This is a genomic window from Klebsiella sp. K-Nf6, from assembly GCF_002806655.1.
In the GTDB taxonomy this organism is placed as follows: domain Bacteria; phylum Pseudomonadota; class Gammaproteobacteria; order Enterobacterales; family Enterobacteriaceae; genus Klebsiella; species Klebsiella variicola.
Window position 1 is genome coordinate 76,464 of the sequence record NZ_PIBN01000015.1, and the last position, 25,768, is coordinate 102,231.

Here is a 25,768-nt window from a genome sequence, read left to right on the forward strand (position 1 = left end):
GTGCTATGGTATGAAAACACAAAAAGCGTTGAGGAACAGTAAGATGATTATCATGGTTACCGGTGCCACTGCCGGTTTTGGTGAAAGTATTACTCGCCGTTTCGTCGCTAACGGCCATAAAGTGATTGCCACCGGACGTCGTGAAGAGCGCCTGAAGACGCTGAAAGACGACCTCGGTGATAACCTTTATATCGCCCAGCTTGACGTCCGTAACCGCGCCGCCATTGAGACGCTGATTGCCGATCTGCCCGCTGAGTGGCAGGCGATTGACGTCCTGGTGAATAACGCCGGTCTGGCGCTGGGTCTGGAGCCGGCTCACCGCGCCAGCGTGGAAGACTGGGAAGATATGATCGACACCAATAATAAAGGGCTGGTGTACATGACCCGCGCGGTCCTGCCGGGTATGGTGGAGCGCAATCGCGGGCATATCATTAACATTGGCTCCACGGCAGGCAGCTGGCCTTATGCCGGGGGCAACGTCTATGGGGCGACCAAAGCCTTCGTCCGTCAGTTCAGCCTGAATCTTCGTACCGACCTGCACGGCACCGCGGTGCGCGTCACCGACATCGAGCCGGGTCTGGTGGGAGGCACCGAGTTCTCCAACGTCCGCTTTAAAGGTGATGACGCCAAAGCCGGGAAAACTTATGAGAACACCGAAGCCCTGACGCCGGAAGATGTGACCGAGGCGGTCTGGTGGGTGGCCACCCTGCCGAAGCACGTCAACATCAACACCCTGGAGATGATGCCGGTGAGCCAGAGCTTTGCCGGACTCAGTATTCACCGTCAGGGCTAACCGTCAGCCACCCGGCCTGCGGGCCGGGTATGGGCGGAACCGCAAAAAACGCGTAAAATAGTGCGCATAATCCCTTAAAAAGTAACCATCAATGGCCGCAGAATCGCAACTGAATCCGACGCAACCCGTCAATCAGCAAATTTATCGCATCCTCCGCCGGGATATCGTTCACTGCCTGATCCCGCCTGGCACACCGCTGTCCGAGAAAGAAGTCTCCGTGCGTTTCGATGTGTCGCGTCAGCCGGTGCGCGAGGCCTTCATCAAGCTGGCGGAAAATGGGCTTATCCAGATACGTCCCCAGCGCGGCAGCTACGTCAATAAAATTTCCTTGTCGCAGGTGCGCAATGGTTGCTTTGTCCGCCAGGCGATTGAGTGCGCGGTGGTCCGCCGCGCCGCCGGCATGATTAACGATGAGCAGGTTTATCAGCTGGAGCAGAATCTCCATCAGCAGCGTATTGCCGTCGACAGACAACAATCAAACGACTTTTTCCTGCTTGATGATGAGTTTCACCAGAAGCTGTCGATCATTGCCGATTGTCAGCTGGCATGGGATACGGTGGAAAATATTAAAGCCGCCATCGACCGCGTGCGCTACATGAGCCTGGACCATATCACCTCACCGGAGATGCTCCTGCGTCAGCACCATGAGATTTTCACCGCGCTGGAAAAACGCGACGCGGAGGCAGTAGAGCAGGCAATGAATGTCCATCTGCATGAAATCAGCGAGTCCGTGTTACTGATCCGCCAGGAGAACCGCGACTGGTTTAGCGAAGATTAATGGTCAGACGGCTGCCCAGCGTGGCTGACGCAGCCGTCGTGATTGAGGGGATTAACGGACGACCAGCACCGGCGTTTTGGCGTAGCGCAGAATCGACTCGGCGTTGGAGCCCAGCAGATGGGTGGAGATGCCCGGTTTGCGGGAGCCAACCACTATCACATCGAACTCTTCGTTATTACTGATAGCCAGAATTTCGTCGCGCACGTTACCAAAGACCACCCGGGTATGGATACGCGACATCGGGATGTCGAACAGTCGCGCCACCTCGCGCATCTTTTTCTCCGACTCTTCTTTCATATAGGCTTCAAATTTACGAATATCCGCCGTAAAGCCGCGTAATAGTGAACGACTGCTGTTCGGCAGAACGTTGAGCAATGTGATTTCACCGTTTTCTGCAGTGGCGAGGAATTCCGCGTGACGCACAGCTTTATCGCTTAAATCCATTTCAAAGACATCAACAGGCAATAAAATTTTTTTATACATGGCCCGTACTCCTTTTCCAGAGAAAGTTCTTTTTCAATGACTTAACTATGCCATTATGGCAGTAAATTACCAGCCATTATTCGGAAAAATAACAGCTAATTATCTTTAGTAAATCAGGGAAATATAGAGTTATGTATAGACATTGCGTTCGATCATCTTTTCAGCGCGCCAAAACCGATCGACAGCCAAAAAAAAGGAAATATCAGCGGAAGGTAGCAGAGATGACAAAATAGCCGGTGTCGACGACGAGGCCGACACCGGAAGCAGATTATTGCTCGGCAGCCCACGCGGCGACGGTGGCTTTAGCCCCCTGCCGCTGCAGCGCCAGATAGGCGCGGGTCACCGCCGAGACGAAACGGGGCTCCTGCGGCAACGCCAGGCCGAAGATCGCCTCAATACCCAGCAGCGCTTTCACCCGCGCTTCACCCTCGGCGCTGGCCGCCACCGCCTGTTGGATAACCGGCAACAGCGGATCGCAAATCTCAATCGGCTGGCCGGCATCGTCAACGCCACCGACATAGCGCATCCAGCCCGCCACACCGAGCGCCAGCAGCGTGAAATCTTGCTGGTGCGCCAGATGCCAGCGTACGGAGTCCAGCATGCGCTGCGGCAACTTCTGGCTGCCGTCCATCGCTATCTGCCAGGTACGGTGCTTCAACGCCGGATTGCAGTAGCGGTCAATCAGCAGACTGGCGTAGCGCGGTAGATCCACCCCCTGCACTTTCAGCGTCGGCGCCTGTTCGTCCAGCATCAGCGCCAGCGCCGCGCGGCGGTAGCTGTCGTCCTGCATACAGTCATTGATGTGCTGATAACCGGCCAGATAGCCCAGATAAGCAAGGAACGAGTGGCTGCCGTTAAGCATCCTCAGCTTCATCTCTTCAAAAGGCACCACATCGGCGACCAGTTCCGCTCCCGCTTTTTCCCACTGCGGACGTCCGGCAACAAAGTTATCCTCAATCACCCACTGACGGAAAGGTTCGCAGGCCACCCCGGCCGGGTCGCGCACGCCAGTCAGTTGCTCAATTTTATCGAGGGTTTCCGCGGTAACGGCCGGGACAATGCGGTCCACCATGGTCGATGGGAAGGTGACGTTCTGTTCAATCCAGGCCGCTAGCTCCGCGTCCAGCGCCCGGGCGTAGGCGCAGACGACATTGCGCATGACGTGACCGTTTTCCGGCATGTTGTCGCAGGACATCACGGTAAAAGCCGGCAAGCCTGCCGCCCGACGGCGGGCCAGAGCCTCCACCACCACGCCTGGCGCCGATTTTGGCTGGTGCGGGTTGTGCAGATCGGCGACGATCAGCGGGTGCTCGAGCTGCAGCTCGCCGCTGGCCGGCGAATGACAATAACCTTTCTCGGTAATGGTCAGGGAGACAATGGCTACCTGAGGCTCACACATCGCCGCCAGCACCGCTTCGAGGCCATCAACCTGGGCGTGCAGCGCCTGCTTCACCACCCCAACCACGCGTGCGGTCCAGGCGTCGGCGGACATTTCGGCCACAGTGTACAGCCGATCCTGCTGGCGGAGGTCGGCGATCTGCTGCTCGCCGCCGATAAGATTGACTTCGGTATAGCCCCAGTCGCTGCCATGTTCACTGGCAAGAATATCGGCATATACCGCCTGATGGGCGCGGTGGAATGCGCCAAAACCAAGGTGCACGATACGGGGGATCAGCGCGCTGCGATCGTAGCCTGGCAGCATGGCGTTGGCGGTTAAAAGGGTGTTTTCCATGATGACTCTCGTTGTTATGTGTCTCATCAACCATTCTCGGGGAGAACTCTCGAGGAGAATGCCTTTGTGTCTCAACCATCGCACGCAATTGGTATAACATCTTTGATTTCTGTCAACTACCATACAAGAAGAGGCAGCCGGTTCGCTGCCGGGAGTGAACCGTCACAGAATCATCGCTGATGGAATGGGAAACAGTCGCCGCGAGGAAATATAAGAAGTCGACGAAAGACACACCGGCCACGCGTCCCTGCGGGCCTGTCACTTAGCCGGGAGTCCGGTCTGGCGGTTAGTCGATACGGGTTTTAACGATAAAGAAGTAACACAACGCCCCGGTGAAGGTCACGCCGGCGGCGATCACCAGCGCCAGATTAAAAGAATGGGTGGTATCCACCACCCAGCCGGTGACGATCGGCGCAAAGGAGGCAAACACAAAGCTGCCAAAGTTCTGGATCGCTGCCACCGAAGCCACTTTATGCTCCGCCACCAATACCTGCACCAGCCCCCAGGCCGACGTCCCGGCAAAATGGACGCAAAACAGCGCCATGGAGATAAAAGCCACCGCCTGGGTCGGCGTGGAGGATTGTACCACCAGCAGGGTGCCCAGGGCCGACAGCACCAGACCGATCACGATCGCCGTTTTGCGGGTTTTCGCCAGATCGTAACCTCTGCGCGCCAGGGCATCGACCACCAGGCCATTGACCCACATCCCCACCGCCGCGGCAAGGAACGGGATCGCCGCCACCCAGCCGGTACGGGCCAGGCTTAACCCTTGCTGCGCCTGCAAATAGCCGGGCAACCAGGCGATATACAGCCAGCCGGTGTAGTTCACACCGGAAAAGCCCAGAATCATTCCCCAGGTGGTGCGCCGTTTAAACAGAGCCAGCCATTCGCTAAATTTCAGCGCCGGGCGGGCCACCTCCTCGCTGGCCAGATACTGCTGCTCCTCTTCCTGAAGGGTGAAGTGCCGGCGATTTCGATAGCCCACATACCAGCACAGACCGACCACGATACCGGCTAAGCCAATCACCACAAACATCGTTCGCCAGCCCCAGGCCAGTTGCATAATAACCAGAGCCGGTGGCGCAATGGCCTGCCCCAGCACCGTCGAGGAGTTAAATATCCCCACCGCCGTACCGCGCTCTCTTTGCGCATACCAGTCATTGATTGATTTCACACCGGCGGGCATAAATGGCGCTTCACCAATCCCGAGTCCAATGCGCAGCAGAATAAAATGCGAGAACGAATTGACCATCCCGGTCAGGGCCTGCATTGCGGACCAGAAAATCAGTCCGGCGCCGAGCACAATGCGCGGTCCAACGCGATCCAGCAATATTCCCGACGGCAATTGTGCGAAGCCGTAGGAGAGCGAAAAGGCGGAGAGCAGCACCCCAAACTCGGTGGCGCTGAGTCCCAGGTCGGCGCGTATCGCCTCCCCGGCGACGCTCAGCGAAGAGCGGTCAAGAAAGTTGACGATACCGGCGATAAACAGCAGCGTCAGGGTGATCTTCTGCACCCGACGGATACGCAGCGGCGTCGCCCCCGTCCGGGCGGCAAGTGTCTCGATAGCCATCGTTGTTCCTTACAGAGTCATAACAAAAGAGAATGTCTGATAAGTAAGGCAACAGGTCGACTACCATACAAGAATTAAGGTTTAAAAAAGTGGCAGCGATCACACAAGGCGAGCTCAGGCCCGCCCCCAGCCCGCCACGATGATCAGCATGCCGCACAAGGCGATGATCGCCCCGGCCCAGTCGTAATGGCTGAGCTTGACGCCATCCACGACCCGCAACCAGAGCAAGGCGGTACAGACGTACACCCCACCGTAGGCGGCATAGACCCGCCCGCTGGCGGCAGGATGGAGCGTCAGGAGCCAGACGAACAGCGCCAGCGCCAGGCCGGTGGGGATCAACAGCAGCGGCGTGGCCCCGCGCTTTAACCATAGCCACGGCAGATAGCAGCCGATGATTTCGCACAGGGCGGTGGCAAAGAACAGGAGCGTTGTTTTGAGCATTAAAAGATTCGTAAATGAGACAAAGCGTTGAACCATTCTACGCGATAATGGCTTCTGCCCCACGCTGTTTTGTCGGCTATGCCCGGCAAAAGAGCTGTAGTAAACTTAACCTGAGGGTTAACCCATCACTTAAAGGAAATCGTGATGAACATGACACTGAACAAACGCTGGTGCCTGACCGCCATTCTGGCGTTGAGCGCCGTGGTCTATACCTCCAGCTCCTTCGCCGCCACCGACCGGCTGGTGATTGAATCTGGCGACAGCGCGCAAAGCCGTCAGCAGGCGTCGATGGAAAAAGAGCAATGGAACGACACCCGCAGCCTGCGCCAGAAGGTCAATAAGCGGGCGGAAAAAGAGTGGGACAAAACCGATGTCGCCTTCGACGCGCAGGATAACTGCCAGAAAAGCGCCAACGTCAACGCCTACTGGGAGCCGAACACCCTGCGCTGCCTTGACCGCCGCACCGGCCGGGCAATCAATCCCTGATCCGCTTCCTGTCAACGCTGGCGCCTGCGGGCGCCGCCTTTCATAACGCGCTGTTCAGCTTTAACCACAGGATTACCCATGACCGACGCGCTACACGTCAAACTCCGCCCCCTCGAACGGGAAGATTTGCGCTTTGTCCACCAGCTCGATAACAACGCCAGCGTCATGCGCTACTGGTTTGAAGAGCCGTACGAGGCCTTCGTTGAGCTCTCCGATCTGTACGACAAACATATCCACGATCAAAGCGAGCGTCGCTTTGTCATCGAATGCAATGGCGATAAAGCCGGGCTGGTAGAGCTGGTTGAAATCAACCATGTTCATCGGCGGGCCGAGTTCCAGATCATTATCTCACCGGACTTCCAGGGAAAAGGCCTTGCCACTCGCGCGGCGCGGCTGGCCATGGACTACGGTTTTACGGTTCTTAATCTGTATAAGCTGTATTTGATTGTCGATAAAGAGAATGAAAAAGCGATCCATATTTACCGCAAGCTCGGCTTTATCGTCGAGGGTGAACTCATCCATGAGTTTTTCATTAACGGCGAGTACCGCAACACCATTCGCATGTGTCTGTTCCAGCACCAGTATCTGGCCGAACACAAAACCCCAGGACCGGCCCTGCTGAAGCCGACGGCTCAGTAATAATCAATGCGGTTCTTGATGGTGTAATGGCGTGTCAGCGGCGGCTGCACGCTTTCATCAATCACCTGCAGCTCACAGCTCAGCGGATTGTCGTGGCGATCGTAGTCGCAGGTCTGGCGTACCGTGCCCAGCGTGCGTTCGTTGAAGGTGCTGATGGCGGTATAGTCCATTTTCTTGCGCGGATCCTTCGACGGCGTGGAGGCGACGGTAAATTGCTCTTCTTTGGCGGTGGTGGTTTTTCCCAGCGGATAGCCATCGCTGTCATAGCGGTAGGTGGCGGTGGTCTCTTTGCCGCGGGCACTGATAATAAAACCGTTATCATCCGTCTCCCAGCTCACCCCGGTGGCAGGCATCTCTGCCAGCTGACACTTGCCCTGCAGGCGCAGTCGCTTCTCGTGGGTGCGCCCATCGACGTAATAGTTGGCATCCAGCAGCAGCGTGGCGCCGGTATTGTTCTCCACATCTTCCAGGGTCAGCAGATCAAAACATCCCTCTTTTGACAGCTGAGCGCTCACCTTTTTGACCACCACATCGTGTTCATCCAATAGCGTCTGGCTAAAATCTTTCACCGGCCCGCGCAGCGGATCGAACTCAAACTCATTGGAAAAACTCGCCATCTCGGGGGTGAAGGCTTCCGGGGCGCTTTTGCGGTCGCACGCCGTCAGCAGCAGCGCTGCCGGGATCAGCCAATACAATCTTTTCACAGGCGATTCCTTTTGTGTACATCAGATCATATTAGCAAATACAATTGTTTACACCAGTTCTGCTATGCTTAATTCTGGATAACATCGATAAGGAGTGTAAGATGAAACTATCCCTCTGGACAGGCGCCGCGCTACTGCTGTGCTCCACGACCGTGCTGGCGGCCCCAGACTCTTGTGAACGGGTTAAAAGTGACATCCAGCAGAAGATCATCAACAATGGCGTACCGGAAACTGCCTTCAGCCTGGCCATTGTGCCAAACGATCAGGCAGACCAGCCCGGTGTTCAGGTGGTCGGCCATTGCGCCAATGACACCTTCAAAATCACCTATACGCGTAACAGCGACAGTCCCGCCGAAAACGACGCTCAGTAAGCCCTCTTCGGTTTCAAATGAAAGATCTTATCCCTGCATTGACCAGGGATAAGATCGGCTGGCTACCCATAATGTATTATCGCTCACCCCTGCGTCTGTTAATGACGTGGCGGCCCTTCTCCGCACAGCATAACTATCATGGAGTGAGCAATGTCGAATCAGGAATCCCCCGGCGGCGTCACCCGACGCGCGCTACTCAAATCCACAGCCCTCAGCTCTCTGGCGCTGGCCGCCGGCGGGCTTACCCTGCCCTTTACACTGCGTAGCGCCGCGGCAGCAGTACAACAGGCTACCGGCGACAACACCCGCGTCGTCTGGGGCGCCTGTTCGGTCAACTGTGGCAGCCGCTGCGCCCTGCGGCTGCACGTGCGGGATGATGAAGTGGTTTACGTCGAAACGGATAACACCGGCGACGACCGCTACGGCGACCACCAGGTCCGCGCCTGCCTGCGCGGGCGCTCGATTCGTCGGCGCATCAATCACCCGGATCGCCTTAACTATCCCATGAAGCGCGTCGGCAAACGCGGGGAAGGCAAATTTGAACGCATCAGCTGGCAGGAGGCGCTGGATATCCTCGCTGACCGCCTGAAAAGCACCGTTGCCCAGTATGGCAATGAAGCCGTGTACATTAACTACTCTTCGGGGATCGTCGGCGGCAACATCACCCGTTCGTCGCCTTCAGCGTCGCCGGTAGCGCGGCTGATGAACTGCTACGGCGGCTCGCTTAACCAGTACGGTACCTACAGCACCGCACAGATTGCCTGCGCGATGCCCTATACCTACGGCAGCAACGACGGCAACAGTACTTCGGATATTGAAAACAGCAAGCTGGTGGTGATGTTCGGCAATAACCCAGCGGAAACCCGGATGAGCGGCGGCGGCATTACCTGGTATCTGGAGCAGGCTCGCGAGCGCTCTAACGCGCGGATGATCGTTATCGACCCGCGCTACACCGATACCGCCGCCGGACGGGAAGATGAGTGGATCCCTATTCGTCCCGGCACGGACGCCGCGCTGGTCGCCGGTATCGCCTGGGTGCTGATAAACGAGGATCTCGTCGACCAGCCATTCCTCGACAAATACTGCGTTGGCTACGATGAGAAAACGCTGCCGGTCGGGGCGCCGGCAAACGGTCACTACAAAGCGTATATTCTTGGCGAGGGCGACGACGGCGTCGCCAAAACACCGCAGTGGGCCTCGCGTATTACCGGCATCCCCGCCGATCGCATCATTAAGCTGGCGCGCGAAATCGGCATGAGTAAACCGGCTTATATTTGCCAGGGCTGGGGACCGCAGCGCCAGGCCAACGGCGAACTCTCCGCCCGCGCGATCGCCATGCTGCCGATCTTAACCGGCAACGTCGGCATCAACGGCGGCAACAGCGGCGCCCGCGAATCAACCTACACCATCACTATCGAACGTCTGCCGGTGCTGGAAAATCCGGTAAAGACCGCCATCTCCTGCTTCACCTGGACCGACGCCATCGCTCGAGGCCCGGAGATGACCGCCACCCGCGACGGCGTGCGCGGCAAAGAGAAGCTGGATGTGCCGATCAAGTTCCTGTGGAACTACGCGGGCAACACCATCATCAACCAGCACTCCGACATCAATAAGACCCACGAGATCCTGCAGGACGAAAGCAAGTGCGAGACCATTGTGGTTATCGACAACTTTATGACCTCGTCGGCGAAATACGCCGACCTGCTGCTGCCCGATCTGATGACCGTTGAGCAGGAAGATATTATTCCCAACGACTATGCCGGCAATATGGGCTATCTCATTTTTATCCAGCCTGCTACCTCGGCGAAGTTCGAACGCAAACCGATTTACTGGATCTTAAGTGAAGTCGCGAAACGGCTCGGCGACGACGTGCATCAACGTTTTACCGAGGGGCGCACGCAGGCGCAGTGGCTGCAGCATCTGTATGCCAAAATGGTGGCGAAAGACCCCGCGCTACCTGGCTACGACGACCTGAAGCAGATGGGCATCTACAAGCGTAAAGATCCGAACGGCCACTTCGTCGCCTATCGCGACTTCCGCCGCGATCCTGAAGCGCATCCGCTCAAAACCCCGTCCGGCAAAATTGAAATCTACTCCAGCCGGCTCGCCGAGATTGCCGCCCACTGGCAGCTGGAGAAAGACGAAGTTATCAGCCCGTTGCCGGTCTACGCCTCCACATTTGAAGGTTGGGACGATCCGCTGCGCAGTCAGTATCCGCTGCAGCTGTTTGGTTTCCACTATAAAGCGCGCACCCACTCCAGCTATGGCAACGTCGATGTATTACAAGCGGCCTGTCGCCAGGAGGTGTGGCTCAATCCGCTTGACGCGGAAAAACGCGGGATTAAAAACGGCGATATGGTGCGCGTCTTTAATCAGCGCGGCGAAGTCCGTCTTCCGGCGAAAGTGACGCCACGCATCATGCCGGGCGTGTCGGCGATGGGCCAGGGCGCCTGGCACGACGCGAATATGGACGGAGACCGGATCGACCATGGCGCCTGCATGAATACGCTGACCACCCACCGCCCGTCGCCGCTGGCGAAGGGGAATCCACAGCATACCAACCTGGTCGACATAGAGAAGGTTTAAGGAGTAAACCATGAGCACGCAATATGGATTCTTTATCGATTCCGCTCGCTGTACCGGGTGTAAAACCTGCGAACTGGCCTGTAAGGACTACAAGAATCTCACCCCGGAGGTCAGCTTCCGTCGCATCTATGAGTATGCCGGCGGCGACTGGCAGGAGGACAACGGCGTCTGGCAGCAGAATGTGTTCGCCTACTACCTCTCCATCGCCTGTAACCACTGCGAAGATCCGGCCTGCACCAAGGTCTGCCCGAGTGGGGCGATGCACAAGCGCGACGATGGTTTTGTGGTGGTCAACGAAGCGGTGTGCATTGGCTGCCGCTACTGCCATATGGCCTGCCCGTACGGCGCCCCGCAGTACAACGCTGACAAAGGCCATATGACCAAGTGCGACGGCTGTCACGAGCGCGTCGCCGAGGGGAAAAAGCCGATCTGCGTCGAGTCCTGCCCGCTGCGGGCACTCGATTTCGGACCGATTGCCGAGCTGCGCGCCAAGCACGGCCAGCTGGCCGCGGTGGCCCCGCTGCCGTCGGCGCACTTTACCAGGCCGAGCATCGTTATCAAACCGAACGCCAATGCCCGGCCGTGTGGTGATACCACCGGTTATCTGGCAAATCCAAAGGAGGTGTGAGATGGGAAGCGGATGGCATGAATGGCCGCTGGTACTGTTTACGGTACTGGGGCAATGCGTGGTCGGCGCGACTATCGTCAGCGGGCTGGGCTGGCTATCGCTGACAGACCAGCGCGAAGCGCAGCAGCGGCTGGTGCGCAGCATGTTTTTTATCTGGCTGCTGATGGGCATCGGTTTTCTTGCTTCAGTGATGCATCTCGGTTCGCCGCTGCGGGCGTTTAACTCGCTGAACCGCGTCGGCGCCTCGGCGCTGAGCAATGAAATCGCCAGCGGCGCCTTGTTCTTCGCCGTGGGAGGATTCTGGTGGCTGCTGGCGGTAGTAGGCAAAATGCCGGCGGCGCTGGGTAAAATCTGGCTGGTGTTCACCATGCTGTTGGGGCTGCTGTTTGTTCTGGCGATGACCCGGGTTTACCAAATCGATACTGTGCCAACATGGTACAATGGCTACACTACCAGCGCGTTCTTCCTGACGGTGCTCCTCAGCGGGCCGCTGTTCGCCGCCCTGCTGCTGCGGCTGGCGAAAGTTGACTTTAACGGCTGGTTTTTTGCCGGGCTTAGCGTGGCCGCGCTGGCGATCAGCGCCGCCGTTATCATCATGCAAAGCGCCGGGCTCAGCACCATTCACAGTTCAGTCCAGCAGGCAGCCACCCTGCTGCCAGATTACGGCACACTCCAGGCGTTACGCCTGATACTGCTGGCTCTCGGTCTTGGCTGCTGGCTGTGTCCGCTGATCCGCCGCCAACCGCCGCGCGCTACGGGGCTGCTGATCGGCCTGCTGCTGGTCCTGATCGCGGAATGTATTGGCCGCGGCCTGTTTTATGGTCTGCATATGACCGTCGGTATGGCGGTTGCCGGTTAATGAGACGGCGCGCTGGCGCGCGCCGCAGAAAGGAATAAAAAATGATGCCGATCCCAAACCGCGACGCTGTCGCGTTAAGCGCCCGCACCCTGGGCGCGCTGTTCTCTTATGCGCCGAATAGCGCGCACATTGCGCCGCTGGTCGCCGCCTTCCAGGACGGCAGCTGGCAGCAACAGTGGCCCTTCCCGGTAGCCGCCCCGCTGGCGTCAGCCTTTGCCGCGTCGACGGAAGAGTCATTACCGGAAGCCTGGCAGCGCCTGTTTATCGGCCCGTGGGCCCTGCCGGCGCCGCCATGGGGATCCGTCTGGCTGGATAAAGAGTCGGTGCTGTTTGGCGATTCCACGCTGGCCCTGCGCGAGTGGATGCGCACGAACGGCATCGCACTGGACGCCGAGCGTAACGAACCGGAAGATCATTTCGGCACCCTGCTGCTGCTGGCGGCGTGGCTGTGCGAAACGGAGCAGGATGCGTTGTTTTCCCAGCTGCTGGCCTGGCACCTGCTGCCGTGGTCCGGGCGCTTCCTGAGCGTCTTTGTCGACCACGCCGCCCACCCCTTCTACGAGGCGCTGGGTCAGCTGGCGCAGGCAACGCTGGCGCAGTGGCAGGAGAATCTGCCGATCGCCGTGGCGGAAAAAGCGCTCTATCGTTAACCCTTCACCGCGCCGGTATCCGGCGCGGTTTTATTTCGCCGCTTCCCAGCCCCTCTCCCGCACTTATCGCTTTTGCATCTAAGGTTATTCCCTATCACAATAAGGCCATGTTTTCCGAACCTCACCGTAACTGATGCACCGTCTTCATCCCTATCCTGATGTGCAGGTGATGTTCCGCCGCCTGTTGATCGCCACGCTGATTGGCCTTCTCGCCGCCCTGGCGGTGGCGCTGTTTCGCCATGCGATGGTGGTGCTGGAAACGCTGTTTCTTGGCAATGACAGCGGAAGCCTGGTCAACGCGGCGCAGTCGCTGCCGGCGTGGCGGCGGCTGATTACCCCGGCGCTGGGCGGCCTGGCGGCAGGGACACTTCTCTGGCTGTGGCAGCGACGCAGCATCGCGCGCCCGCATGCTGCCACCGATTATATGGAAGCCCTGGAGACCGGCGACGGTTGCTTCGATACTCCGGCAAGCCTGGTGAAATCGCTGGCGTCATTGCTGGTCGTGGTCACCGGCAGCGCGATTGGCCGGGAAGGCGCCATGATCCTGCTGGCCGCGCTGGCGGCGTCGCTGTTCGCCCGCCGCTTTACCCCGCAGACTGAATGGAAACTGTGGGTCGCCTGCGGCGCCGCTGCCGGGATGGCCAGCGCCTATCATGCCCCGCTGGCCGGCAGCCTGTTTATTGCTGAAATTCTCTTTGGCACGCTGATGCTGGCCTCGCTCGGGCCGGTCGTTATCTCGGCGGTGATCGCCCTGCTGTTGACGCAGTTTCTCAACGGCGGCGCCGCGCCGCTGTACCACGTCGTCCTGCAGCAGAACCTCAGCGCGCTGCACTATGGTTTAATGCTGGCGACTGGCCTGCTGGCCGGGCTGTGCGGCCCGCTGTTTATCTGGCTGATGGACTACAGCCACCGCGGGTTCGTCAAACTGAAACTGACGCCGCCGTGGCAGCTGGCGCTGGGTGGGCTGATTGTCGGCGGCTTATCGCTCATCACCCCGGCGGTGTGGGGTAACGGCTACAGCGTGGTGCAAAGCTATTTGCGGGTGCCGCCGTCTGGCCTACTGCTGGCCGGCATTTTCCTGTGCAAACTGCTGGCGGTGCTGGCCAGCAGCGGCTCCGGCGCGCCGGGCGGGGTCTTTACCCCCACGCTGTTTGTCGGCCTGGCGATGGGCATGCTGTTTGCCAGCGTCAGCGGGCTATGGCTACCGGGGAATGAAGAGATGGCTATGATGATCGGTCTGACCGGCATGGCGGCGTTTCTGGCTGCCACCACCCATGCGCCAATCATGTCGACCCTGATGATATGTGAGATGACCGGGCAGTATGCGCTGCTGCCCGGCCTGCTGATCACCTGCGTGGTGGCGTCGGTGCTGTCGCGGACGTTACGCCGGGATTCGATCTATCGCCATCACGTTGCCGAGCATGTCTAAGTCGACGTAGCGGCTCAGCTCACGCTGTTCGGCGCGCGGCAGGTATGGCAGCTCGCCAATCAGCGGCGCCGGCAGCTTCTTGCTGAGGACATCGATGATTTCGGCGTAGTGCGCCAGACCGGGGTTGATGCGGTTGGCCACCCAGCCGATCAGCGGCAGTCCGTCATTGGCGATCGCCTGGGCCGTCAGCAGCGCATGGTTGATACACCCCTCCTGGATCCCCACCACCATCAGCACCGGGAGCTGCTCCTGTACCACCCATTCGGAGAGCGGTCGCAGGTCGTTCATCAGGCTGCGCCAGCCGCCGGTGCCTTCAACCACCACGTGATCGACCTGACCGGCCAGTCGCTGCAAACCATCCGACAGCAAACCGTAGTTGATCGGGCAGCTGTGCGCCACGCTGCTTTCGTCTTCACTTAACGCTATGGGATTGACAGCCTCATACGGCAACGCCAGCGTGGAGACGCTCTGCAGCACCAGCGCGTCTTTGTTACGCAAACCGTCTGGCGTCTCTTTGCTGCCCTTCGCCACAGGCTTGTACCCGGCCACGCTTTTGCCTCTGGCAGCAAGTGCCTGCAACAGCGCACGGGAAACCACTGTCTTCCCGACAGAGGTGTCTGTACCTGTAATAAAGAAACGCTTAAACATCACTAACCCCACAGTTTTGTCGATGAAATATACGGGAGAGAAATAATCAACAGTGGGCAAAGTCTACGTGATGCCGCCAGAGGTCGGCTTGAGATAGCGCAATTTTTGGTGTGACTATGAAAAAATGTTAACCCTGTAACAGTCGTATGAGTAAGGATCCGTTATAGAGCGCATCCTTGACCAGCGCCGCGCCAGCCATCGTACCACGATTGGAAAACTGGGTGCTTTCAACCGCGATATGCTGGCTGTAGGCCGGGAGCGATTGTTGCCGAATGCAGCTGGAAATTGCCGGAAAAAGGATATCTGCCGCCAGATTAAACGGCGAGCCAATCAGAATTTTCTGCGGGTTAAACAGATTGACCATAATCGCCAGAATCCGCCCGACGTGGTTACCCACGCCGCTGATAATGTCTCTGGCCAGCAGATCGCCCTGCAGCGCGGCCTGGCACAGCCACTCCACGCTCAGCGGACGCTGGTGCAGCAGCGAGCTCATCGACTGGGCCATGCGCATCTGCGCCAGCTCCAGCACGCTCTCTACGCTGGCAATGGTTTCCAGACAGCCATGGTTGCCGCAGTAGCAGCGCTTGCCGTAGGGATCGACCTGAGTATGGCCGATCTCCACCAGGCTGCTGCTGCCGGCATGCAGCAGGCGCCCGTCGGTGATAACCCCGGCGCCGACGTTATGATCGATAACCACCTGGATGACGTCCCGGGCGCCGCGCGAGGCGCCGAACAACGATTCCGCCATAGTCCAGGCGCTGATGTCATGCTGAATGTAGACCGGCACCCCGGTATGGTTGGCCAGCACATCGCCCAGCGGCACATCTTTGACATCCTCATAAAACGGCATGCGATGAATAATGCCATTTTCGGTATCAATAATACCCGGCATCGTCATGGCGATGGAGGTGAGGCGTTCCAGCTTCTTCTGGTGACGAATAAAGAACCGATCGATGTGGTCAATAATGCGCGTCAGAAACGGCGTGCTGTCGGTGAGGGCCAGCTCCAGCTGATCCTCCACCACCAGCTGACTGCTTAAATCACGCAGCGAAAGGTGGATCTCGCCGCGGCTGACGCGCACCGCGAGATAGTGCCAGGCCTCGGTTTCCACCATCAACCCTACCGCCGGGCGGCCACGGCTGCCGGGCTCCTGGATCTCCGTCTCCTGTACCAGATGCGCTTCCAGCATCTCGCGGACAATCTTGGTGATGCTGGCGGGAGCCAGTTGCGCAAATCGGGAGAGGTCGATACGCGATACCGGGCCGAGCTGATCAATCAGGCGATACACAGCGCCCGCATTGGTCTGCTTAATTTGATCGATATGGCCTGGTTGACTATCCGCTACCACCATTGACTCCCTTTATTTTCGCGCTTCGAAATAAACTTTCGGCTATGGTGAAGCACTTCGATGGTGAACGTCAAATTTTTACTTAGCCTTGTGATTTACCGCACATTTCCAGCCCCTTTTCGCCTCAATTGTGCTCGGTTTTCCAGGCCAGCAGCGACTCGCGAAAGCGTTTTGCCAGCGCCCCCTGTTCATGATGTTTCGACCACACCAGCCACATCTCCGAGACTGCATCCTGTTCGTCGATCGGCAGCCAGCGCATTTCACTGAGCTGTACGCGCTGAAAGGAGGCCGGCAGGATAGACACCCCCAGTCCGGCGGCCACCAGACCAATAATGGTCATCGCCTCCCCCACCTCCTGGGCAATCACCGGCGTATGGCCGTAACGACGCAGCAAGCCAAGGATATCGTCATACAGGCCGGTACCCACGTGCGGGTCGAAAAAGACGAAGGGTTCGCGCGCCAGCGCCGCCAGACTGACCGAGGGCTGGCGGGCCAGCGGATGGTCGGCCGGGACCATCGCCAGCAACGGCTCGCGCAGCACCCGCTCCCACGCCAGGGTGTCCGGCAGTTGGGTATTGCGCAGCAGTCCCAGATCGAGAGCCCCCTCGCTCAGCGGCACAATCTGTTCGCGGGTGTTGGTCTCGCGGGTCAAAATATGCACATCCGGGTAGCGCTGACGAAACATCGACAACGTATCGGATACCGCCTTGATAAAGGGGGCCGAGGAGGTAAAGCCGATACGCAGTTCGCCAGTTTCACCGTGATGCAGACGCGCAGCGCGGGCGGCCGCGTCATCCACCTGGGCAAGAATTTGTCGGCTATCGGCGAGAAACTGCTTTCCAGCCGCCGTCAGGCTGACGCTGCGATTGGTGCGCGCGAACAGGCGGGCGCCGGTCTGCTGCTCGAGGCTCTGAATTTGCTGGCTTAACGGCGGTTGAGAAATATTCAGTCGCGCTGCGGCGCGGCCAAAATGTAATTCCTCGGCGACGGCGACAAAGTAGCGCAGATGACGCAACTCGATATTCATATTTAAAACGTCTTATTTGAGATTATTAATATATTAGACAGAATATTTACATTTTCATACCCTAAAAATGTGAGCTGAATGGTCACAACATTCTGTTGGTAAGCAGCAACTTCTACGCAAGGAATTCTCTGTGAGTCGTACAACAACCGTTGACACCGTGCCGGCGGGCGAGGTCAGCGTCGCTGGTGCATCCCGCCCGGATCAGTTTATTAAGCGCGGCACCCCGCAATTTATGCGCGTCACCCTCGCGCTGTTCTCCGCCGGTCTGGCCACCTTTGCTCTGCTCTACTGCGTGCAACCGATCCTGCCGGTGCTGTCGAACGAGTTCGGCGTATCGCCGGCCAGCAGCAGTATTTCACTCTCCATTTCCACGGCGATGCTGGCGGTGGGCCTGTTGTTTACCGGCCCGCTGTCCGACGCCATCGGGCGCAAGCCGGTAATGGTCACCGCCCTGCTGCTGGCCGCCTGCTGCTCGCTGCTGTCGACCATGATGACCAGCTGGCACGGCATCCTCATTATGCGCGCCCTGATCGGCCTGTCGCTGAGCGGCGTGGCGGCGGTCGGCATGACCTACCTGAGTGAGGAGATCCACCCCAGCTTCGTCGCCTTTTCGATGGGCTTATATATCAGCGGCAACTCTATCGGCGGCATGAGCGGCCGCTTGCTGACCGGGGTCTTTACCGATTTCTTCGGCTGGCGCGTGGCGCTGGCGGTGATCAGTGGCTTCGCGCTGGCCGCGGCCATCATGTTCTGGCGCATTCTGCCCGAGTCGCGCCATTTCCGCTCGACCTCGCTGCGACCGAAAAACTTGCTGATCAACTTCCGTCTGCACTGGCGCGACCGCGGTCTGCCGCTGCTGTTCGTCGAAGGTTTTCTGCTGATGGGCGCTTTTGTCACCCTGTTTAACTATATTGGCTACCGGCTGATGATGTCGCCGTGGTCGCTAAGCCAGGCGGTGGTAGGCCTGTTGTCGGTAGCTTATCTCACCGGGACCTGGAGTTCACCGAAGGCGGGCGCCATGACCGTACGCTTTGGCCGCGGACCGGTGATGCTCGGCTTTACCGCTGTCATGCTCTGCGGCCTGCTGCTGACGCTCTTTTCTTCCCTGTGGCTTATTTTCATCGGCATGCTGCTGTTTTCCGCTGGCTTCTTCGCCGCGCATTCTGTCGCCAGCAGCTGGATTGGCCCACGCGCCCGCCGCGCCCGCGGTCAGGCGTCATCGCTGTATCTGTTCAGCTATTATTTGGGTTCAAGTCTTGCCGGGACGTTAGGCGGAGTGTTCTGGCATCACTACGGCTGGAATGGCGTCGGTGGGTTTATCGCGCTGCTGCTCCTTGCCGCGCTGTTGACCGGCACCTGCTTACATCAACGACTGAAATAGTCGCGTGTGACGTGGCCTGCGGGCCACGTTTCACCACATGCCCATAATGGAAGACAAGCCCATCAGCTCTCTGACGGCATCAACGGACAGTAGTGCAATGAACAGCCAGGTGAACGGATTCATAAACCACCCCCGAACCTCCAGACCTGCGTTATAGATCACAGTTTAGTTCCGATATGTTACCGTTTTCTGCAATATTGCTCACAGAGTCACTTTTTTTTCTTTCCCGCTCGGGGCTGACGTTTTTCCGCTCCTCCAGCGCACAATGCTCGACCCGCCAGGCGTATCAGGATAGTGTAGAAGCATACCGATAATCTGTTCATTCACCTGTCACGGACCGAACGCCACTATGACTGAAAATACGCCTTATCAGCAGCTTACCCGTACCTTTCAGCGCCTGTCGCGCTTTTCGCATCTCTCCGCCATCGCTGGCTGGGATATGTTTGCGATGATGCCTCCGGGTGGCAGCGCCGCCCGGGGCGAAGCGCTGGCGGAGCTCGGCGTGCTGCAGCATCAGATCCTGACCGATAAAAAAGTGGGCCAATGGCTGCAGGAAGCCCGCCAGCAGGACCTCAACGACGTCGAGCAGGTCAACCTGCGTGAAATGCAGCGTCAGTACGATCAGGCCGCGCTGCTGCCGGAGAGCCTGGTGGAGGCAAAATCCCTTGCCGGCAGCCGCTGTGAGCATGCCTGGCGCAGCCAGCGTCCCGCTAACGACTGGGCGGGCTTTGCCGACAATCTTCGCGAGGTGGTCAAGCTGAGCCGTCAGGAAGCGCAGATCCGCGCCGATGCCAGAGGCGGCTCACGCTACGACGCGCTGCTCGATATTTTCGAACCAGATATGACCAGCGCCCGGCTGGATAGTCTGTTTGCCGACCTCAAGTCCTGGCTGCCTTCCCTGCTGCGGCAAGCGGTCGATAAGCAAGCGACGCAAACATTACTCGCCCCGCAGGGGCCTTTCCCGATTGCCGATCAGCGCGAGCTGGGCCTGCAGGCCATGCGCATCCTCGGCTTTGACTTCGACGGCGGGCGCCTCGACATCAGCGCCCACCCGTTCTGCGGCGGCGTCCCCCAGGATGTGCGCATCACCACCCGCTACAACGAAAACGACCTGCTCAGCGCCCTGTTCGGCGTGATCCACGAAACCGGCCATGCCCGCTATGAGCAGAATCTGCCTCGCCCGTGGGTCGACCAGCCGGTAGGACTCGCTCGCTCCACCGCTATCCACGAGTCGCAGAGTCTGTTTTTTGAAATGCAGCTGGGACGTAGCGAGCCTTTCCTTAACCGCCTGTTACCGGCGGTGCGCGAGCGCTTTGGCGATCAACCGGCCTTTAGCCGCGACAACTTTGTCGCCTGGAATCAGCGGGTGAAACCGGGCTTTATTCGCGTCGATGCCGATGAGGTCAGCTACCCGGCGCATGTGATCCTGCGTTATGAAATTGAACGCGCGCTGATTGACGGCGAGATTGAAGTAGATGATATCCCGGCGCTGTGGGACGAGAAGATGCAGCACTGGCTGGGGCTGTCGACCACCGGCAACTACCGGGACGGCTGTATGCAGGATATTCACTGGACCGACGGCGGATTCGGCTATTTCCCTTCCTATACGCTGGGCGCGATGTATGCCGCCCAGCTGATGGCCGCCGCCCGGCGCGCGCTGCCGACGTTAGACCGCGATATTGCGGAGGGAGATTTCAGCGCCCTGTTCGACTGGCTGCGACAGAATATCTGGCAGCATGGCAGCCGCTTCTCCACCTCGCAGCTGATCCAGCAGGCCACCGGCGAGGATCTTAACAGCCGCTACTTCCGCGAACACCTTACCGCCCGCTATCTGTGATCGTGCGCGCCGGGCTGCCCGGCGCGTCCTTCCACTCCCCACGGCCAGGCGTGTTGTACATTCGGTTACACGCCGATACCAAACACTCACGGAAAGCTCGAAAAGACAAGCATATAGTGATTTCACCGGCCCCGCAGTGGGGTTGAAATTAAGAAAACTTTTCGAGGATATCAGAATGAAAAAAGTATTAGCTCTGGTCGTTGCCGCTGCTATGGGTCTCTCTTCCGCCGCTTTCGCTGCTGACGCAGTAAGCACCACTCAGGCACCGGCTGCTACCCACAGCACTGCTGCCAAGACCACCCATCATAAAAAACACCACAAAGCCGCGGCAAAACCAGCTGCAGAGCAGAAAGCTCAGGCTGCCAAAAAACACAAAAAAGCAGAAGCTAAACCAGCCGCTGCCCAGAAAGCGCAGGCCGCTAAAAAACACAAAAAAGTAGAAGCTAAACCCGCTGCTCCGCAGAAAGCTCAGGCGGCTAAAAAGCACCACAAAGCTGCGGCTAAACCGGTAGCACAGAAAGCGCAGGCTGCGAAAAAACACCACAAAACCACTAAACACCAGGCCGCTAAACCTGCTGCACAGCCGGCAGCATAATTCCTCCCGGTGAACTAACCTTCTTAATAATCGGCGCTGTTTCAGCGCCGTTTTTTTCTGGAGAGCACTATGCTGCGGCGCTATCGTTTTGAGCTCATCCTGATCCTGTTAATCATTTGCGCAGTGGTTGCTACCCGCTTTTTCCTCTATTAATCATTTCCACCACGCTCTCATTTACTGCTTCTGCCGCCTTTGCAGAAAAATAAATACCGTACGGCGATCGCTGACGACACCTTCCCGCTTCTCATTACCCTGAATTTCCTGCGGCACAAAAAATGCCCGGCGCCCGAAGACGCCAGACACTGTAGTCATAAACTAGCGCGCGCCGGCCACCTCGCGGTGACCAGACGCTTCACAGTACGCGCACCGCTTCCATCACCAGATAACCGGTCGCGCCCCAGATAGCGACTGAGACCAGGGAAACATAAACCAGTGCGCGAATACCTTTTTTAGACATATACCCTCCCAACGTCGGGGAAATAGAATTCAGGCTATCATCGCCGGTATTACCTCTCTATTTACTCAACGGCGGAGTGACGGTAACAACGTTTTCGGTGAGAAAATGTTTCGCATTGAAAATAATTACGAGAGGCGTAAAGAAGTGCGAATTCTGGTGAAGTTTTGGCGGGCAAGCGCGTTATTTTTCAGCGAATCGCTGACAAACCAGGAATAATCCTAATGCCCGGTTGGTGAATTATTCACCGGGTTCAGTACGTTCTGATACACGAATTTTGTTGCGTCGGACGTCGCTTTCTGCGGAAATAGCTAAAGCAATCAGCTGGCATTAACCGTTTGAAATCAGACGGTTTTGCCAGCGGCAGCGTCAGCCCGCCTCGCCTGATGGCAGCGGTTTGGTCTGATTAGAATTATTGTTTACTTTCAAAAACTTAAATCTCCTGCTACTGTCAATAGACATCATAGCCTCCCCAGAGAGTGATATGCGTAGAGACGTTCTGTTATTGCTGTGTTCATTTTATCTGTTACCTCTGGGCGCACATGCCGATGATAGCGGACTGAGCGCCAAAGATATTAAGACGCTGTTCTTCGGCCATGATGACCGAAAAGCGGTCAGTCACCCCGAGGAAAGCCCGTGGGATGCGATCGGTCAGCTGGAAACCGCCAGCGGCAATCTGTGCACAGCGACGCTTATCTCCCCGCACCTGGCACTGACCGCAGGCCACTGTCTATTGACGCCTCCGCGCGGCAAACCGGACAAAGCGGTTGCTCTGCGCTTTATTTCGCGCAAGGGCGGCTGGGTATATGAAATTCACGGCATTGAAGGGCGAGTGGATCCGGCCTTAGGTAAGCGCCTGAAGGCCGATGGCGATGGCTGGATCGTGCCCTCCGCCGCGGCGCCGTCAGATTTTGGTTTGATCGTACTGCGCTATGCTCCCTCGGGCATCACGCCGATCCCGCTCTTCCCGGGTAGCAAGGCCGATCTCACCGCTGCGCTGAAGGCGGCGGACCGGAAAGTGACCCAATCGGGATACCCGGAGGATCATCTGGATAATCTGTACAGCCATCAGGATTGCATCGTGACCGGCTGGGCGCAAAACAGCGTGCTGTCGCATCAGTGCAATACGCTGCCTGGTGACAGCGGGTCGCCGCTGCTGTTGAAAACGGAGGACGGCTGGCAAGTGATTGCCGTGCAAAGCTCCGCTCCCGGCCCGCAGGATCGCTGGCGGGCTGACAACCGCGCCATTTCGGTTACCGGCTTTCGCGATAAGCTGGAAGCGCTGGCCGGAGAGTAATCACCCCTGCGGCTGACGCCGCTGCAGCAGGTCGGCGATCGGCATCGGTTTACTGAAATAGTACCCCTGAAGCCGGTCGCAGCCGGCCCGCCGCAGCAGCGCCAGCTGTTGCGGATCCTCGACCCCTTCCGCGACCACCGTCATTCCCAGCGCGCGGGCTATCCGCACCGTCCCGCGCACCATTTCTGCCGCCTGCTCATCACGCTCCACTCGCCCGGCAAGAGATTTATCGATTTTAAGACTGTCGAAGCGAAAGCGGCGTAAATAGCCAATGCTCGAATAGCCGGTACCGAAATCGTCCAGCGCCACGGCGATGCCCTGGGCCTTCAGATTTTCTACCACCGCCAGCGAACGTTCCGGATTTTCCAGCACATAGCTCTCCGTCACCTCCACCTGCAGGCGCGACGGCGGAAAGCGGCAGGCAGCGACGGTCTTCATTACCCGGTTTTCAAAGGCCGGGTCGCGAAATTGCGCCGGCGAGATATTCACCGACAGGAGGAGATCGTCCATCGGTTGCAGATCGCTGCAGGCGCGTTGCAGGACAAACTGCCCGAGGGCATCGATCAGGCCGCTGCTCTCGGCAATACTAATAAATGCGTCCGGCGCCAGCGCCCCCTGCGGGCGTCGCGGCCAGCGCAGCAGCGCCTCCACGCCAATCATCGCCAGGGTATCGGCATCAACCACCGGCTGATACCAGACCTCAAATTCATCCTCCTCCAGCCCCTGACGGATGCCATTCTCAATCGTCATCTGATGGCGGCGCACGGCATCCAGCGCATCGTCATACCAGGCCGTACGACCTTTGCCGCTCTTCTTGGCATGGTACATAGCGATGTCCGCCCGGCGAAACAGCTCGGTACTGGAGCATTCCGCCGGAGCGCCGCTGGCGATGCCAATGCTGGCGCCGATATAAATTTTGCGTTTGCTGAGCGTCACCGGCGCTTTCAGCAGCTCCAGCGCTGCCCAGGCGAACGCCGCCGCCCGGTCAATCGCTTTTGCGCCGCTCACCGCCATGGCGAACTCATCCCCGCCCATTCGAGCCAGCATGGCCCCCGCCGGTACCCGCGTCTGTAGGGCGCTGGCAATATGGCGGATCAGGGCGTCGCCGACATCATGACCATAGTTATCATTGACGTCCTTAAAACCATCCAGATCGATAAACACCACGCACTGAATGTCGTGTTTCCCCGTCTCGCATACCTGGCTTAACCGCAGCAGAAGCGCTCGCCGGTTAGGCAGACGGCTCAGCCAGTCAATCATGGCTATCTCCCGCGCCTGACGTTCGCCGCGCGCCAGCTTATACATGCCCAGACTGCTAAAAAGGATAAACAGCAGGATCAGGCTGGCCGCAACACCAGCGATCAGTCGCATACTGCCTGACGAGGCCTGCGCCGCTTCGGCTCCGGGCAGGCGTGGCTGCCAGGCCAGGTATCCCAGTACCTCACCCGCCTGCGTTCGCAGCGGAATACGGTAGGCGCCGGGGCCCTCGGCGAGATGCAGATGGCTTATCTGGAAGGTGTCGCCCAGGCGTTCCAGCAGTTGGGGGTTGATATGCCGGGTAATCACCAGATAGCGCCGCGTCGCATCAAATACCTGAAGCCGAGCTGTCGTCGGGCGTATCAGGCCGATACCGACAAAGGCGATCCCGGCCTCCGTGCGGGTGATACCGGCAAAGGCGTTTTTTCCCTCACGCAATGCCTGCGCATGAGTGTGGATCAGACTGGTCAGGCCAGCCCCAAGAAATGAGAGGTCGGTCCGGGGCATGACCTGGCTCTGAAAGGCGCCCCACAGGATGCGATAGTGTTCGTCCAGGACAAAGGTACCATCGTACAGATTATTGATTTTAAAGCCTGACCCCCACGAGTCGTACAGCCATTTCTGATCCAGCGAGGGCGCGTAAGTCTGCGTGACCGCATCGTCCCAGATGGCATTATCCAGCACCAGCGACAGCACCCGATTGACCGAGGTCTGCACGGCCCCTTCCACCGAGAGGACTGACCGCTGCTGGTCAATTTCATTGGATTTACTGGCAATGAGGTGTTGCGAGAGATAAAGCAGGGAAATGACCGACGCGGTGAGTCCGAGGCCGGCGAGAAAAATCATTATCGACAACGTCCTGGCGGAAGGAATTTTCCGCCAGCCGAAAGCATTGAACATGCGCAGTCCTCATCGTCACCGGACACAAACTCAGCGGGGCCGGTCTTGAGATAAGCATACTACAGAGGACCTGTTTTGCCGCCTGGCTTTGCAGGCGGCGAGACGTCAGGCGAGTTTAATTAACACCATGCCGGCCACCAGCAGGATGAGCCCCGCCCAGCCTTTGTTATTCAGGCGCTGACCAAACAGCACCCAACCGGCGGCAATGGTCGCCGCGATACCAAAGCCGCCCCACAGCGCATAGGCGACCGACAGATCGATACCTTTGACCGCCTGCGACAGGGCGCTGAATGCGCCCAGCACCGCCGCCAGCGACAGGATACCGTAGACCTTGCGGCGGAAGCCGTCGGAAAACTTCAAAAAGACGTTGGCAATGATTTCAAGCACGATGGCGATCGCCAGCCAGGCGGCATGGATCCACTCAAACTGCTGCATGGGCCACCTCCTGCTTTGACGACGCTTTTTTCTGGGTGCCGGATTTAATTAAGACGATCCCCACCACCAGGGTGGTCAGGCCGGCGATCTTCAGCGGCGACAGGCTTTCATCAAACAACAGCACGCTGAACAGGGTAATCAGCAAAATGCCGATCCCTTCCCATAGCGCGTAGGCCACACCCAGGGCAATTTTTTTAACCGCAAAGGCAAGAAAAATATATGACAGAGCAATCATGGCCAGCATTAAAATAAAGCCGGTGTGCCCGCCACTCACGCTTGCCCATTTCATCGACAAGGTGCCGGTAATTTCAGCAACAATAGCTAAAGCTAATAAAATCCAATAAAACATGATCCCTTCTCCTGCTTGAGAATATAATCCATTACCGTTTACGCGAGGCGTAAACAGGAAAATTTCTGACGTAGATTTCGCTGTGCGCTTG

General features: G+C 58.3%; 27 protein-coding genes. 15 read left to right on the forward strand and 12 right to left on the reverse strand.

Annotated features, from left to right (window positions below):
• The first annotated feature begins 43 nt into the window (after nt 1–43).
• Together ydfG and CWM61_RS21675 are read left to right on the forward strand one after the other, a co-directional pair.
• Complete coding sequence (gene ydfG, locus CWM61_RS21670; RefSeq protein WP_061154691.1) at nt 44–793, forward strand: bifunctional NADP-dependent 3-hydroxy acid dehydrogenase/3-hydroxypropionate dehydrogenase YdfG; 750 nt, start codon at nt 44–46, stop codon at nt 791–793.
• Nucleotides 794–884: 91 nt separating this feature from the next.
• Complete coding sequence (locus CWM61_RS21675) at nt 885–1,571, forward strand: GntR family transcriptional regulator (RefSeq protein ID WP_008805006.1); 687 nt, start codon at nt 885–887, stop codon at nt 1,569–1,571.
• 51 nt (nt 1,572–1,622) lie between these two features.
• Here the strand turns inward: CWM61_RS21675 and CWM61_RS21680 are convergent, their stop codons facing one another.
• The 4 genes from CWM61_RS21680 to CWM61_RS21695 all read right to left on the reverse strand — a co-directional run bounded on the left by CWM61_RS21680 (nt 1,623) and on the right by CWM61_RS21695 (nt 5,833).
• Nucleotides 1,623–2,054: a universal stress protein gene (locus CWM61_RS21680; protein WP_008805007.1), complete on the reverse strand. Its 432-nt coding sequence runs from the start codon at nt 2,052–2,054 to the stop codon at nt 1,623–1,625.
• 268 nt (nt 2,055–2,322) lie between these two features.
• Nucleotides 2,323–3,786: a mannitol dehydrogenase family protein gene (locus CWM61_RS21685; protein ID WP_100631910.1), complete on the reverse strand. Its 1,464-nt coding sequence runs from the start codon at nt 3,784–3,786 to the stop codon at nt 2,323–2,325.
• 286 nt (nt 3,787–4,072) lie between these two features.
• Nucleotides 4,073–5,356 (reverse strand): MFS transporter, encoded by a 1,284-nt coding sequence (locus tag CWM61_RS21690; RefSeq protein ID WP_023322553.1) that lies wholly within the window; start codon nt 5,354–5,356, stop codon nt 4,073–4,075.
• A 114-nt stretch (nt 5,357–5,470) separates the two neighbouring features.
• Nucleotides 5,471–5,833 carry a YnfA family protein gene (locus CWM61_RS21695; RefSeq protein WP_162493261.1) on the reverse strand — a complete coding sequence of 121 codons (363 nt, stop codon included), beginning with the start codon at nt 5,831–5,833 and terminating at the stop codon, nt 5,471–5,473.
• 108 nt (nt 5,834–5,941) lie between these two features.
• On the opposite strand from CWM61_RS21695, the gene CWM61_RS21700 reads away from it, so the two are divergent.
• A complete protein-coding gene (locus CWM61_RS21700) occupies nt 5,942–6,283 on the forward strand; it encodes a DUF1283 family protein (protein ID WP_004206035.1) in 342 nt (113 codons plus the stop codon).
• 78 nt (nt 6,284–6,361) lie between these two features.
• Complete coding sequence (gene speG, locus CWM61_RS21705) at nt 6,362–6,922, forward strand: spermidine N1-acetyltransferase (RefSeq protein ID WP_008805012.1); 561 nt, start codon at nt 6,362–6,364, stop codon at nt 6,920–6,922.
• On the opposite strand, the gene CWM61_RS21710 is transcribed toward speG, so the two are convergent.
• A complete protein-coding gene (locus tag CWM61_RS21710; RefSeq protein WP_049165718.1) occupies nt 6,916–7,626 on the reverse strand; it encodes a YnfC family lipoprotein in 711 nt (236 codons plus the stop codon). The two genes, speG and CWM61_RS21710, sit on opposite strands and share 7 nt — an antisense overlap.
• A gap of 101 nt (nt 7,627–7,727) precedes the next feature.
• On the opposite strand from CWM61_RS21710, the gene CWM61_RS21715 reads away from it, so the two are divergent.
• From CWM61_RS21715 to clcB, 6 genes are all read left to right on the forward strand, one after another.
• Nucleotides 7,728–7,997 (forward strand): DUF1161 domain-containing protein, encoded by a 270-nt coding sequence (locus CWM61_RS21715; protein WP_008805014.1) that lies wholly within the window; start codon nt 7,728–7,730, stop codon nt 7,995–7,997.
• A 150-nt stretch (nt 7,998–8,147) separates the two neighbouring features.
• Nucleotides 8,148–10,583, forward strand: a complete 2,436-nt coding sequence (gene ynfE, locus CWM61_RS21720; protein WP_100631911.1) for a selenate/tellurate reductase subunit YnfE — start codon at nt 8,148–8,150, stop codon at nt 10,581–10,583.
• A 10-nt stretch (nt 10,584–10,593) separates the two neighbouring features.
• Complete coding sequence (locus CWM61_RS21725; protein ID WP_008805016.1) at nt 10,594–11,211, forward strand: DMSO/selenate family reductase complex B subunit; 618 nt, start codon at nt 10,594–10,596, stop codon at nt 11,209–11,211.
• Nucleotide 11,212: 1 nt separating this feature from the next.
• Nucleotides 11,213–12,070 carry a dimethyl sulfoxide reductase anchor subunit family protein gene (locus CWM61_RS21730; protein ID WP_074385947.1) on the forward strand — a complete coding sequence of 286 codons (858 nt, stop codon included), beginning with the start codon at nt 11,213–11,215 and terminating at the stop codon, nt 12,068–12,070.
• A gap of 41 nt (nt 12,071–12,111) precedes the next feature.
• On the forward strand, nt 12,112–12,720 hold the full coding sequence (gene dmsD, locus CWM61_RS21735; RefSeq protein ID WP_074385948.1) for a Tat proofreading chaperone DmsD: 609 nt from the start codon (nt 12,112–12,114) through the stop codon (nt 12,718–12,720).
• A gap of 133 nt (nt 12,721–12,853) precedes the next feature.
• A complete protein-coding gene (gene clcB, locus CWM61_RS21740) occupies nt 12,854–14,149 on the forward strand; it encodes a voltage-gated ClC-type chloride channel ClcB (RefSeq protein WP_074385949.1) in 1,296 nt (431 codons plus the stop codon).
• Here the strand turns inward: clcB and bioD are convergent.
• The 3 genes from bioD to CWM61_RS21755 form a co-directional block, all read right to left on the reverse strand.
• On the reverse strand, nt 14,102–14,797 hold the full coding sequence (bioD, locus tag CWM61_RS21745) for a dethiobiotin synthase (protein WP_012541855.1): 696 nt from the start codon (nt 14,795–14,797) through the stop codon (nt 14,102–14,104). The two genes, clcB and bioD, sit on opposite strands and share 48 nt — an antisense overlap.
• A gap of 127 nt (nt 14,798–14,924) precedes the next feature.
• Complete coding sequence (gene mlc / locus CWM61_RS21750; RefSeq protein ID WP_044649713.1) at nt 14,925–16,145, reverse strand: sugar metabolism global transcriptional regulator Mlc; 1,221 nt, start codon at nt 16,143–16,145, stop codon at nt 14,925–14,927.
• Between the two features lie 124 nt (nt 16,146–16,269).
• On the reverse strand, nt 16,270–17,172 hold the full coding sequence (locus CWM61_RS21755) for a LysR family transcriptional regulator (RefSeq protein WP_100631912.1): 903 nt from the start codon (nt 17,170–17,172) through the stop codon (nt 16,270–16,272).
• A gap of 130 nt (nt 17,173–17,302) precedes the next feature.
• Between CWM61_RS21755 and CWM61_RS21760 the strand changes: the two genes are divergently transcribed.
• A complete protein-coding gene (locus tag CWM61_RS21760; RefSeq protein WP_008805023.1) occupies nt 17,303–18,553 on the forward strand; it encodes an MFS transporter in 1,251 nt (416 codons plus the stop codon).
• Between the two features lie 30 nt (nt 18,554–18,583).
• Here CWM61_RS21760 and CWM61_RS29965 read toward each other — a convergent pair whose 3' ends face one another.
• Nucleotides 18,584–18,676: a KPN_01571 family protein gene (locus tag CWM61_RS29965; RefSeq protein WP_004206050.1), complete on the reverse strand. Its 93-nt coding sequence runs from the start codon at nt 18,674–18,676 to the stop codon at nt 18,584–18,586.
• Between the two features lie 226 nt (nt 18,677–18,902).
• Between CWM61_RS29965 and CWM61_RS21765 the strand changes: the two genes are divergently transcribed.
• The 3 genes from CWM61_RS21765 (at nt 18,903) to CWM61_RS21775 (ending at nt 22,736) form a co-directional block, all read left to right on the forward strand.
• On the forward strand, nt 18,903–20,390 hold the full coding sequence (locus tag CWM61_RS21765) for a carboxypeptidase M32 (protein ID WP_100631913.1): 1,488 nt from the start codon (nt 18,903–18,905) through the stop codon (nt 20,388–20,390).
• Nucleotides 20,391–20,565: 175 nt separating this feature from the next.
• Nucleotides 20,566–20,985, forward strand: a complete 420-nt coding sequence (asr, locus tag CWM61_RS21770; RefSeq protein ID WP_043875352.1) for an acid resistance repetitive basic protein Asr — start codon at nt 20,566–20,568, stop codon at nt 20,983–20,985.
• Between the two features lie 938 nt (nt 20,986–21,923).
• Nucleotides 21,924–22,736 (forward strand): trypsin-like serine peptidase, encoded by an 813-nt coding sequence (locus CWM61_RS21775; protein WP_165785295.1) that lies wholly within the window; start codon nt 21,924–21,926, stop codon nt 22,734–22,736.
• Here CWM61_RS21775 and CWM61_RS21780 read toward each other — a convergent pair whose 3' ends face one another.
• Entirely contained in the window at nt 22,737–24,893 is a 2,157-nt protein-coding gene (locus CWM61_RS21780; RefSeq protein WP_100631914.1) for a putative bifunctional diguanylate cyclase/phosphodiesterase, read from the reverse strand.
• Here CWM61_RS21780 and CWM61_RS30220 point away from each other — a divergent pair.
• The gene (locus tag CWM61_RS30220) at nt 24,853–24,942 is read left to right on the forward strand and encodes an ArsR family transcriptional regulator (RefSeq protein WP_407028635.1); all 90 of its coding nucleotides are present in this window, start codon (nt 24,853–24,855) and stop codon (nt 24,940–24,942) included. The genes CWM61_RS21780 and CWM61_RS30220 overlap by 41 nt on opposite strands.
• A gap of 56 nt (nt 24,943–24,998) precedes the next feature.
• Here the strand turns inward: CWM61_RS30220 and kpnF are convergent, their stop codons facing one another.
• Complete coding sequence (kpnF, locus tag CWM61_RS21785; RefSeq protein WP_061154707.1) at nt 24,999–25,328, reverse strand: multidrug efflux SMR transporter subunit KpnF; 330 nt, start codon at nt 25,326–25,328, stop codon at nt 24,999–25,001.
• On the reverse strand, nt 25,315–25,677 hold the full coding sequence (kpnE, locus tag CWM61_RS21790; RefSeq protein ID WP_100631915.1) for a multidrug efflux SMR transporter subunit KpnE: 363 nt from the start codon (nt 25,675–25,677) through the stop codon (nt 25,315–25,317). The genes kpnF and kpnE overlap by 14 nt, the downstream gene beginning before the upstream one ends.
• Nucleotides 25,678–25,768 lie beyond the last annotated feature (91 nt).

What these genes read in the sequence shown, in the direction of transcription:
- ydfG (WP_061154691.1), top strand. Translation starts at nt 44, where the DNA reads ATGATTATCATGGTTACCGGTGCCACTGCCGGTTTTGGTGAAAGTATT.
- CWM61_RS21675 (WP_008805006.1), top strand. Translation starts at nt 885, where the DNA reads ATGGCCGCAGAATCGCAACTGAATCCGACGCAACCCGTCAATCAGCAA.
- CWM61_RS21680 (WP_008805007.1), bottom strand. Translation starts at nt 2,054, where the DNA reads ATGTATAAAAAAATTTTATTGCCTGTTGATGTCTTTGAAATGGATTTA.
- CWM61_RS21685 (WP_100631910.1), bottom strand. Translation starts at nt 3,786, where the DNA reads ATGGAAAACACCCTTTTAACCGCCAACGCCATGCTGCCAGGCTACGAT.
- CWM61_RS21690 (WP_023322553.1), bottom strand. Translation starts at nt 5,356, where the DNA reads ATGGCTATCGAGACACTTGCCGCCCGGACGGGGGCGACGCCGCTGCGT.
- CWM61_RS21695 (WP_162493261.1), bottom strand. Translation starts at nt 5,833, where the DNA reads ATGGTTCAACGCTTTGTCTCATTTACGAATCTTTTAATGCTCAAAACA.
- CWM61_RS21700 (WP_004206035.1), top strand. Translation starts at nt 5,942, where the DNA reads ATGAACATGACACTGAACAAACGCTGGTGCCTGACCGCCATTCTGGCG.
- speG (WP_008805012.1), top strand. Translation starts at nt 6,362, where the DNA reads ATGACCGACGCGCTACACGTCAAACTCCGCCCCCTCGAACGGGAAGAT.
- CWM61_RS21715 (WP_008805014.1), top strand. Translation starts at nt 7,728, where the DNA reads ATGAAACTATCCCTCTGGACAGGCGCCGCGCTACTGCTGTGCTCCACG.
- ynfE (WP_100631911.1), top strand. Translation starts at nt 8,148, where the DNA reads ATGTCGAATCAGGAATCCCCCGGCGGCGTCACCCGACGCGCGCTACTC.
- CWM61_RS21725 (WP_008805016.1), top strand. Translation starts at nt 10,594, where the DNA reads ATGAGCACGCAATATGGATTCTTTATCGATTCCGCTCGCTGTACCGGG.
- CWM61_RS21730 (WP_074385947.1), top strand. Translation starts at nt 11,213, where the DNA reads ATGGGAAGCGGATGGCATGAATGGCCGCTGGTACTGTTTACGGTACTG.
- dmsD (WP_074385948.1), top strand. Translation starts at nt 12,112, where the DNA reads ATGATGCCGATCCCAAACCGCGACGCTGTCGCGTTAAGCGCCCGCACC.
- clcB (WP_074385949.1), top strand. Translation starts at nt 12,854, where the DNA reads ATGCACCGTCTTCATCCCTATCCTGATGTGCAGGTGATGTTCCGCCGC.
- bioD (WP_012541855.1), bottom strand. Translation starts at nt 14,797, where the DNA reads ATGTTTAAGCGTTTCTTTATTACAGGTACAGACACCTCTGTCGGGAAG.
- CWM61_RS21755 (WP_100631912.1), bottom strand. Translation starts at nt 17,172, where the DNA reads ATGAATATCGAGTTGCGTCATCTGCGCTACTTTGTCGCCGTCGCCGAG.
- CWM61_RS29965 (WP_004206050.1), bottom strand. Translation starts at nt 18,676, where the DNA reads ATGAATCCGTTCACCTGGCTGTTCATTGCACTACTGTCCGTTGATGCC.
- CWM61_RS21765 (WP_100631913.1), top strand. Translation starts at nt 18,903, where the DNA reads ATGACTGAAAATACGCCTTATCAGCAGCTTACCCGTACCTTTCAGCGC.
- asr (WP_043875352.1), top strand. Translation starts at nt 20,566, where the DNA reads ATGAAAAAAGTATTAGCTCTGGTCGTTGCCGCTGCTATGGGTCTCTCT.
- CWM61_RS21775 (WP_165785295.1), top strand. Translation starts at nt 21,924, where the DNA reads ATGCGTAGAGACGTTCTGTTATTGCTGTGTTCATTTTATCTGTTACCT.
- CWM61_RS21780 (WP_100631914.1), bottom strand. Translation starts at nt 24,893, where the DNA reads ATGTTCAATGCTTTCGGCTGGCGGAAAATTCCTTCCGCCAGGACGTTG.
- kpnF (WP_061154707.1), bottom strand. Translation starts at nt 25,328, where the DNA reads ATGCAGCAGTTTGAGTGGATCCATGCCGCCTGGCTGGCGATCGCCATC.
- kpnE (WP_100631915.1), bottom strand. Translation starts at nt 25,677, where the DNA reads ATGTTTTATTGGATTTTATTAGCTTTAGCTATTGTTGCTGAAATTACC.